6 protein-coding genes are annotated in these 9,541 nt (G+C 43.4%); all 6 read right to left on the reverse strand.

What is annotated here, in order from left to right; all coding sequences use genetic code 11:
* Nucleotides 1-90 precede the first annotated feature (90 nt).
* Nucleotides 91-1,995: a RecQ family ATP-dependent DNA helicase gene (locus B9Y69_RS18760; protein ID WP_085474531.1), complete on the reverse strand. Its 1,905-nt coding sequence runs from the start codon at nt 1,993-1,995 to the stop codon at nt 91-93.
* Entirely contained in the window at nt 1,996-4,089 is a 2,094-nt protein-coding gene (locus B9Y69_RS18765; RefSeq protein ID WP_085474532.1) for a ComEC/Rec2 family competence protein, read from the reverse strand.
* Nucleotides 4,083-6,077, reverse strand: coding sequence for a ComEA family DNA-binding protein (locus B9Y69_RS18770; RefSeq protein WP_159451889.1), 1,995 nt, complete (start codon nt 6,075-6,077; stop codon nt 4,083-4,085). Before B9Y69_RS18770 ends, B9Y69_RS18765 begins: the two co-directional genes overlap by 7 nt.
* 34 nt (nt 6,078-6,111) lie before the next feature.
* On the reverse strand, nt 6,112-6,912 hold the full coding sequence (locus B9Y69_RS18775; protein WP_144036625.1) for a PorV/PorQ family protein: 801 nt from the start codon (nt 6,910-6,912) through the stop codon (nt 6,112-6,114).
* 273 nt (nt 6,913-7,185) lie between these two features.
* Nucleotides 7,186-8,070, reverse strand: coding sequence for a PorP/SprF family type IX secretion system membrane protein (locus tag B9Y69_RS18780; protein WP_085474535.1), 885 nt, complete (start codon nt 8,068-8,070; stop codon nt 7,186-7,188).
* A 56-nt stretch (nt 8,071-8,126) separates the two neighbouring features.
* A partial coding sequence (locus B9Y69_RS18785; RefSeq protein WP_144036626.1) for an MBG domain-containing protein occupies nt 8,127-9,541 on the reverse strand: 1,415 nt, incomplete at its 5' end.

Below are 9,541 nucleotides of genomic sequence, written 5' to 3' on the forward strand. Positions count from 1 at the left end.
AGTGATTATTTCTAAAACGGTAAAAGTAACGAGTATTAACTAGGAATCAAAATTTTGCTTTTTGAACTTTTTCACTTTTTTGTCAAAAATTTAATATTTCGACACATTCCAACTATACATCCCCTCCTCTACCTGTACAAATTCACTGTCCACTAAACTTCTTACTACGCGTAAACGCGTTTCGTCATTCCCGGTCTCTATGGCATCGATCAAACTCTTTACGTCCATTTTCTTATCAGTTAATAGCGTTCGAATCTCCGTTTCAATTTTTTCGGTCATTCCTTCCGCATGGATACGCATTAAACACAAATCGCATGTTCCACAAGGAGGGACATCCTTTTCTCCAAAATAACCTTGTAACGCTACACTACGACAATGCTCCGTATCGAGGTAATTATCGATGGCCTCCAGCTGTTGCTGTTTTATTTTCTTCCTTTCTTGAATAAATTGGCTGTCAATAAACAAATTTTTATAATCCACACGCGGCTGCAACAATTCAACTTGTGGTGCATCAGTTTTAGGCAGATAAGAGAGTATCTCCAATTTCTGCAAACCTTGCAACATGTTCACAATTTCGAGATATGGAAGTTTCAGTTTCTTCGCAAATTCATATTCATTGATCGGAATAAAAAAATCAAATGCACCACCATAATTACGGAGGATAAGCTTAATCAACGGATCATATTTAGCGGACTGTACCTGTAGTTTATAAACTTCCTGGTAATCCACTTCAAACTTCAATCTCGATGGAATGTATACAGCCTCCGAAACAGCTAGCCACCCGTCACGCTCCAAAAACTTTAAGGCACTAATCGTGGGCATGATCTCCAACTGATAACGTTTCGTAAAAGCTCCGATATCAAAATCAAATGAGATTCCTTTTCCAGCCCCATATGCGATCTGCAAAAAATTACAAAGGTGATGATACACCTGTTGTATAAACTTTATCGAAGGGAAACTTGATTCAAAGTTATCCCATAATCGCTCGCGGTCTTGCTGTTGATACATCAGGACCGGATAAGCTTTCTTTCCATCGCGCCCCGCACGCCCCGCTTCCTGATAGTATGCTTCTAGGGAATCTGGAATATCAAGATGCAGCACAAAACGCACATCCCCTTTATCAATCCCCATTCCAAAAGCATTCGTCGCAACAATAACACGAACCTGTTGCTGCATCCATCGGTCTTGCTTTTGCGAACGCGATATATTATCTAGTCCAGCATGATAAAAATCTGCTGGAATACCGTGGTTCACTAAGTACTGTGCCACTTCTTGTGTTTCTCGCCTATTGCGCACATACACCACCCCACTTCCACCGAGCTTATGGATCATCCGCAGCATTCGGTTCATCTTATCGTCCTCCTGGAGTGCCATGTAGGCCAAATTGGAACGACCAAAGCTCATCCGAAAAACATTGGGTGTCGTAAAAGCCAGTTTTTCTTGAATATCGTCTACCACTTGTGGTGTAGCCGTTGCTGTTAAAGCAAGAAAAGGAACGTTGCGATGTAATTCCCGGAGTTGCGCCAGTTGCAGATAAGGCGGTCTAAAATCATACCCCCACTGTGAAATACAATGGGCCTCATCAATCGCGAAGAGGTTCACCTTCATATAACGAATACGTTCACGCACCAGGTCGCTGTACAACCGCTCTGGCGCTAAGTACAAAAACTTGATCTTTCCGTAAACACAATTGTCGAGTGTGATATCAACCTCACGCTTTGACATCCCCGAAAAAATAGCAACTGCCTCAATACCACGTTTACGTAAATTTTCAACCTGATCTTTCATGAGCGCGATCAGCGGACTGATAACGATACAGATGCCCTCCGACATTAATGCAGGCACTTGGAAACAAATAGATTTACCTCCTCCCGTTGGCATCAAAGCCAAGGTATCACGTCCCTGAAGAATAGCGTGTACGATATCCTCTTGTAACGGACGAAAGGTATCGTATCCCCAATATTGCTTCAATATAGACTGACTATTGTGCTCCATTTATTTGTTCTTATCCCAAAAATAAGCAAAATTATCCTTCAATACATAATAGGAAAGCCCAAGAGAATCGGCCGTAGCCTGCAATCGTTCCAAGCCGACCACCGTATGTATTCCATCAAAAATTAGCGTTGTATGCGTCCAATCTTTAGGTATATCCCTTAGTCGACGTACCCGTTTATCTCGCCAAATCAAAATATCGGGCACTTCCGCCTCTTGTCCAGAAAACCCATTTTCGACAACAAGGATCGTTGCCCCACCTCCACGAATGAGCGTTCCTGATTTCACAGAATCGCGAATCGATACAAAACGAATGGCGGAGAGATCAGACGCATAATACTCCAAATCCCGCCATACATGAAAGCGAAGCTGTGGATGTGTTAGCGAGTCCAGAGTAGAGAAAAGTGTTACTTTCCCGCGATCAATAATCGCCATACTCAAGTTACGTTGCGTGTTATAAATCCTTATCATTCGCAAATCAACATTGCGAACAGCATTCCATGAAACCCCTAGTGCCAGTAAGATTAAGGTAAGCCCTAAAATAGGTAGCAGTTTTTTCTGGTGCCTCATCCATACGAGATAAAGTAACCAAATAGCACTACTGGACACCACAACTTGCCAACCTGTAAAATGGATACCCTTCGTTACGGCATAGGGTAAGTTATCAATCCACTGAAGTCCCACAAACATAAACTGCACGACCTGATGTAAAATCAAACCTAAAAGGGCATTAACCTCCTCTATCGGACAAAAGGCAAGCGCAATGCCTACATACATAATTACAGTGGACGGCAATGCGATAAATAAATTTCCGAGTAGAAATAGATTCGGAAACTGATGAAAATAATACAGTGCTAACGGCGCAGTAAACAACTGTGCGGCGAGCGAGATAAAAGTCAATTGGCAGACTTGACGCATCACCCAGTTTTGCGGTACACGAATCGTCCGTAGCATCAATGGATATAGCGTAAAGAGGCCCAAAACAGCAAGATAAGAGAGTTGAAAGCCAATATCAAATAACATGGTAGGGTCGAAAATCAAAATAAAAAGCGCCGACGCGAATAATGTATTTAAATTATTCTGCTTCTTCTCGAACGCACTAGCTATTAAAAAGAAAGTAATCATAATGCCGGCCCGTAATATCGCAGGTGCCATTCCCGTCAAGATTACGTAGGCCCAAATACAAAACAGGGTAAGGGTTAAACGGAGCAACTTGCCGTATTTCCAACGATCCATAAACCGCAACAGGTAATTCAGCAACATAAAGACAATTCCTACATGCAGACCAGATACACTAAGCACATGGATTGTGCCTGTATTGGTAAAAGCCTCCAATACATCCGTTGCCATCGCTGTACGATAGCCAAAAATCAAAGCTGAACTAATCTGAAAGGTAGTTTGATCTCCCACAAAGTGATGAAACTTTGTAATCAAATGCGCGCGAATGCGCAGTGCGAAGTCAGTAATCACCTGTCCTTCATGATGTCCAATAACTTCCAACTGTGTTCGCTGGAACAAAGCCTGTCTATAGATCTGCTTTTTCTCCAGGTAAAGGCGGTAGTCAAACTGTCGCGGATTCCAAGCTGGAGAAATTTCAGTGCTATTATTTTGGAAAACGATGCGATCACCATATTGATAGTTATCATCGATTGTATCCCGCCAGACAGTGACCATCAAAGCGCCTATTGCACGTTCAGTCTGCCCATTATTTAAGGCATAATCCACATGCACAGGAAAACGAATCGTCTTTTCCCTATAAAGTGGTTCATCGGCTATAATGCCCGAAAGAAAGGGCAGATTACTGTTTCCAAAATAAGTAGGTTGGTACCTCGATTGTCCAACCATAATACCAAACATGCCCAGGAAAAGGAAAATAAACAGAACGAGGTATGGAATAATGATGTGATTAAATCGCTTATTGATGACCTCAAGCCAGAAAAACACCATAACCAAGATTCCTACCATTGCTGCTACCACCGTAACGGACACCGCAGGAAAATCCATGTAGAAACCGATCAATACGCCACAACCGTAACAAACACAAAGCCTAAAAAAAGGCATACGTCGTCGATCTAATGGTGTTTCTTTCTTTACCATCGATATCGCATTTGTACTTTTATATCGGTTCGCTTATTCCCTTCGATCTGCTCCAAGCCAGAACCGACGGTTTCCCTATTTGTAAAACGCGTTTGTGCCACGCGAAACCAGATGTCCATACGCTTTGCTATGCGGTAACGTACGTTTACATAGCTTCGCCAGCCTTTGTCATGGTATAAGGGAAAGCTATTCGCATATAAAACATCATTCTCAAAGGCATAAATCCGCGCATCGTAACTATCCGTATGAAAAAGGGCCAGTCGCAGGTTCAGCTGTAAACGGTTGTTTGAAAGTCGATAAAAAACATCTTGGTACAGCAAGCCACCATATGCGTCCTCGTTGGCTTTCGTATAAACCACGCCATCGGTTCTTGTACGCACTTCCCACTGCGCACTAAGCCGATAACGAAAGTCAATACGCAATTGCCTACGTTGTGTCCCCACGACCGTATTTTCAGGTTCCTCACCTGTCATATTTTGCGGCCGTTCCCGATAACGATAGCGGATGCTCAAACGCCCCACTTTATACCAACGGAAAGTAAACTGTGATAAAAAATCAATACCACTACTGGGGGCATCTACCCGAAAACGTAACCAGGGGAAGCGAAACATATCCACATATGTAAGCCATTCGATTTGCCGACTAGGATGATAAACCATACCGGAATACAAGCCACGTTCGTTCGTAACACGAGATCCCTCCCCTAAGGATTGCGCAAAAAAAGCATAATAATCACGTTGGTAATCGCGATAATTGGCGAAGAATGATACTTTGGGATGTGCACTGACGATCACACCATGGTTCGTCGCCCAGCCTTTTTGCAACTGATGCGCCGTCTCACCGTAAACATAGAGGTTGCTATAAGTAAACTGAAAATTAACCCCTGTATTTAGAAGATGTTGGCCGCGAAAAGCAAATCGATTACGCAGTATATCTGCAGGATCTAGCCGACCGTTAAAACCGGTGTACATACCAATTAAACCTACCTTTAGTCGCCCCCGCCTATAGTCCAGGTTTATTCCTGAAATAGTTTGGGTTATAGCATGGCGATAACGCTGCTCTGTCGGGGTACGGTGTAACCCTGTCGTAGAAATGCTCTTAATAATATTGCCCGTCTCAGCCGGTTCCAGATTACCACTTAATTTACGGAGCGATATAAAAGGCGTTAAGCTCATTTCACGGAAACGAATATGCGCTGAAATACCACGTAAGAAATTATAGGAATTCACGGATGTATATGGTCGTAAACCCATCCCCTGCCGTGCACTGCTGGTTATCATAGCGCCCTTACCAAAGCTCAGTCCATTCCAAATAACCAACCCTTGTCCTACTTGTAACGCATAGTCTCCCACGACCATGCCTTCGATACGTTTGCGCCCTTTTACATAAATGCTTACACCGTAGTGGTCAAAACCATAACGTTGCTTTTCGCGAAAAAATGGTTCGCCAGCGTCCTTTTTAGCATTCACAGCAATACGGATCTGATCCCGATAATTCAGTCGATAGCGCACCAAATAGGCATTGGCATCTCCCAGATAGCGTGATCGCGTAGTATCAACAATCAGGTAACCCCGCTTAGGTTCTAGTACGCGATCATAACGCAACATTATATTTTGCTCGCTTTCCGATAGCAGATTTTTAAACGTAAGTCCGCTGAAGATGTCCGGCGAACCAACAGTAACAAATGGCAACAAACGTTCCTGCGTCAATGCATCCAAGCCCTCAACGGCTTGTAGCTCCAAGACGGAAATAAAGGCGCCACTCCATGCGCGATGACGTAAAATACTTTGAACCTGCGCGGGGGATAAAAATAGAAGGGCGGCCAATTGCTGTTCATTGACCCGATTGAGATCCAACGGATACTTCCGATAAAAGCGTAAACGTTCGATGACTTCACTAACGTCAACATCCTCTTCGAGCTCTTCCACAATTTCTGCAAGTAACATTTCCTCGATTTCAGCCAACTCTTGTCCGCTTAACGAGAGCACGATTAGAACAAAACTGCAGCTTAGCAAAAGAGATCTAAAAAGCATAAGCCAATGAAAGTTGCGGTGAAGATCCTAACTTGCTATGAAAGAGGGTGGCAAAATCAAATTGCCAACTTCTGTGCTTAAAGCCTGCACCTGCGGTGTATTGAATGGGATTAGATAGCGCACCAAATCGAACAATAAAATGGGGATGGAAGCCGTAGGATAAACCGCCACGATACTGCATTTGTTTGGGAAACATATGTACAATATCTCCGCCTAACAACAACTCATCAGAAAAATGAAAAGTAAATCCAATCCCCAACGTACGTGCAATACGTTGGTCTATCTCGGTATTAAAACGTGCATCATTAATATTTTTATAAAATAAACCACCAGAAACATGTTCAGAAAATTTATAAATAAACCCTAAGTCGGCGGATAAACTTCGCTGCGCACTATATCTAGTAATCGTATATTGATGATAATTTACAGTAACGGAAGTACGTATTTGTTCACCAAAAGCACGTGCGACAGAGATTCCACTCTGCATAAAGCTTGCAACCCCATAAATGCCATAGTTTGTAACAGCAAAACCGAGTGCCGTTTGTTTCATAACGGGCATACCAAATAAGAGCGCTTGTGTAGCAAGATCACTGGACATAAAATGTTGCTGGTATGCACTCGCTATTTGTGGATGTGCGAGCAGACTTAATCCGGACGGATTACCAGCCAGAGAGAATAATCCCTCTTGCGCGATTGCAGTGTTTCCCATGCCTAAAAATGGAGCAGGAGAAAATTCTTGGGCAGATAATTCGACGGATATCACGAAGAGCATTACTATCCATCGCCTCATAAAAATCCGTTAATCAGATTAATATAGATATTTAAACCGACAAAACAGAATTAAATTTTGTGTTTAAACTTAAAAACAAATGAAACACTTATAAAACGACAATTAATTGTCATATTGATCCTATTAAAGAAATATAACAAAAAAAGCCTTCCCAAATTAATTCAGGAAGGCTTTCTGTATCTTCAATTATTAGCGTTGTCTAGCGTTAATAGTATACTGTTTTAAAATATTTGTAAAATTGGGGTTTTCAACCTTACTGTTACTATCGTGCCACTATAGCAAGCCGATTCCGCCTACACGGTAGCGTAACCCCACCTCATGCGTATTGTTCGATATCCGTTGGTTCAACGTATTACTTTTTGGGCTGAACTGGTAACTATAACCTAAACCAAAATTACCAAAATTCAACTGTACTAAACCAGACAGATCTCCCTGATTCTGTACCCCCATCCCAAAGCCTATTTTGGACCCCATAAATACCAACGCACTGAAGTCATAGCGAGGCGTCATATCATCCATGTGGCTCACTAGAAAAGAAGGACGAAGCGCAAAAGTGTTATCTAAGTGGAACAATGCACCCGCTGTGATATAATACACATTACGAAACTCATATTCCCGCTTGTTACCGCGGTTTAGCGAAAATCGAGGCATGGAGACTCCAACATAATACTTATCCTTTTTATAGTAGGATGTACTCACACTCAATACCCCTGCCGTCTCCCGCACATTATCTCGGAAGGCGACATCCGTACCATCCAGCTGACTGAAGTTCCCATTGTAGAACAATACACCTCCTCCCATGGAAAGACTCAAGTATTCACTTTCTGATAGCTGTACCGCTTTGGCCACATAGGCCGTCAGCTCGGACTCCTTAACCACCCCTAGGGTAGCATGTTTGACATCACCTCCTACGGCAAGCCCCAGTTTGCCTATTGTGCCATGTCCTGTAGCCCATAGGGATTTCGGCGCACCATCCACGCCTACCCATTGCGTCCGTCCCAGCATCGCGAAAGCGCCCCGCTCATCCATGGTGCTCAAAGAGGAGTTAAATGAATTCCGCAACTGCCCAAACTGGTTATAACTCACCCCGTGCTGTGCCCTACTGCACAAAGGCAGTAAGAACAACAGGCTCATCATTATTATATTTATTTTTTTCATTTTTTTTTTGCTATTGGCTTTACCCTTCAGACGATATACTTTACTACTTAATTATCTTATCTCTTTATCACAAAAAATCCCTTTTCCCTTTTCCAAACCCCGTTGCTATCCTTAACATCCACGTAATAATAGTAAGTGCCATCGGCATGATATTGTCCCGTAAAGACCTTATCCCTATTGTCGTAGCCCACGATTTCCGAAAGTACGACCCCGTTCTTATTAAAGATTGTGACTTTGTTGTCCGGATAATCCCGAATACCTTCTATGATCAGAAACTCGTTGATACCATCTCCGTTTGGTGATACCGCTTGGTGAACAAGAATCGGCAGCTTGGCGTCCGCTGCTGCTGCTATCTGGATCGTGATATCGACGACTGCTGCAGGTTCATAATTTCCATCGCCGGCCTGTGCGGCAGTAATTGTCACGGTTCCCAAACGATGCACCTGCAAATCCGTACCTGATAGTGTAGCGACCAAGGGGTCATCAACGGATAAGGTAATCGGAAGTCCCGAAGTAGATCTTACATCCAGTTTTACTGTGCCGGCATTTCTACCCAATGTACCTGGTGATGCGAAGCTAATCGTCTGTTTCGCTTTCTGGATCAGTAAGGTCGCCGAATAACTTGCTCCAGAATAGTTCATCGTCTCCGGAATATCCGCTTTCACACGGTACATACCCGCATTGATCTGTCCATTATTCGTATAGTTTACCACAGCACCCGCCGGTAATGCTCCTGTAAGATTCAACGATTTCGTCGTACCGTCGTACGTGAATGTTTTGTCTGCTAAAGCAACGCCCGTAATTGGAGCTTTGCTAATGCTAAAGTTTGCACCGGTATAGCTCATCGTGTAGTTTGTACCGGGATCCAAGCTTCCTTTAAAGATGCTATACGTACCGACGTTCTCTCCTTCGGCACGAGTTAGGTTACCGGTAAAAATAGCACGACTATCGTTATTAACTAAGCCCACAACCTGATATGTTAATACGGGCTCTCCAGTACCGTATACCTTCGTTCTAGCTTCGGCAGTGACCTTTATCTCCGCTTTGCCAACCGTCAATGTATTATTGACATGCGTAACAGTATAGTTTGCATCCGAGCCTCCCGTTAAGGTGATCGGATAGTTCCCTACAGCAGAAGAAGTACTGGCTGTCGTAGCGATCGTTGGTAAGGTCGCTGGTTTGGTATCGCCATTGACCAAGCCCTCATAGCTGTATGTCAACACAGGTAATGCTGCGCCATATACTTTAGATTTTGCATCCGCCGTGATCGTTAAACCAGCCTTGCCAACCGTCAATGTATTATTGACATGCGTAACAGTATAGTTTGCATCCAAACCTCCCGTTAAGGTGATCGGATAGTTGCCTACAGCAGAAGTAGTGCTGGCTGTCGTAGCGATCGTTGGTAAAGTCGCCGGTTTGGTATCGCCATTGACCAAGCCCTCATAGCTGTATGTCAACACAGGTAATGCCG

The organism is Sphingobacterium psychroaquaticum (assembly GCF_900177625.1).
In the GTDB taxonomy this organism is placed as follows: domain Bacteria; phylum Bacteroidota; class Bacteroidia; order Sphingobacteriales; family Sphingobacteriaceae; genus Sphingobacterium; species Sphingobacterium psychroaquaticum.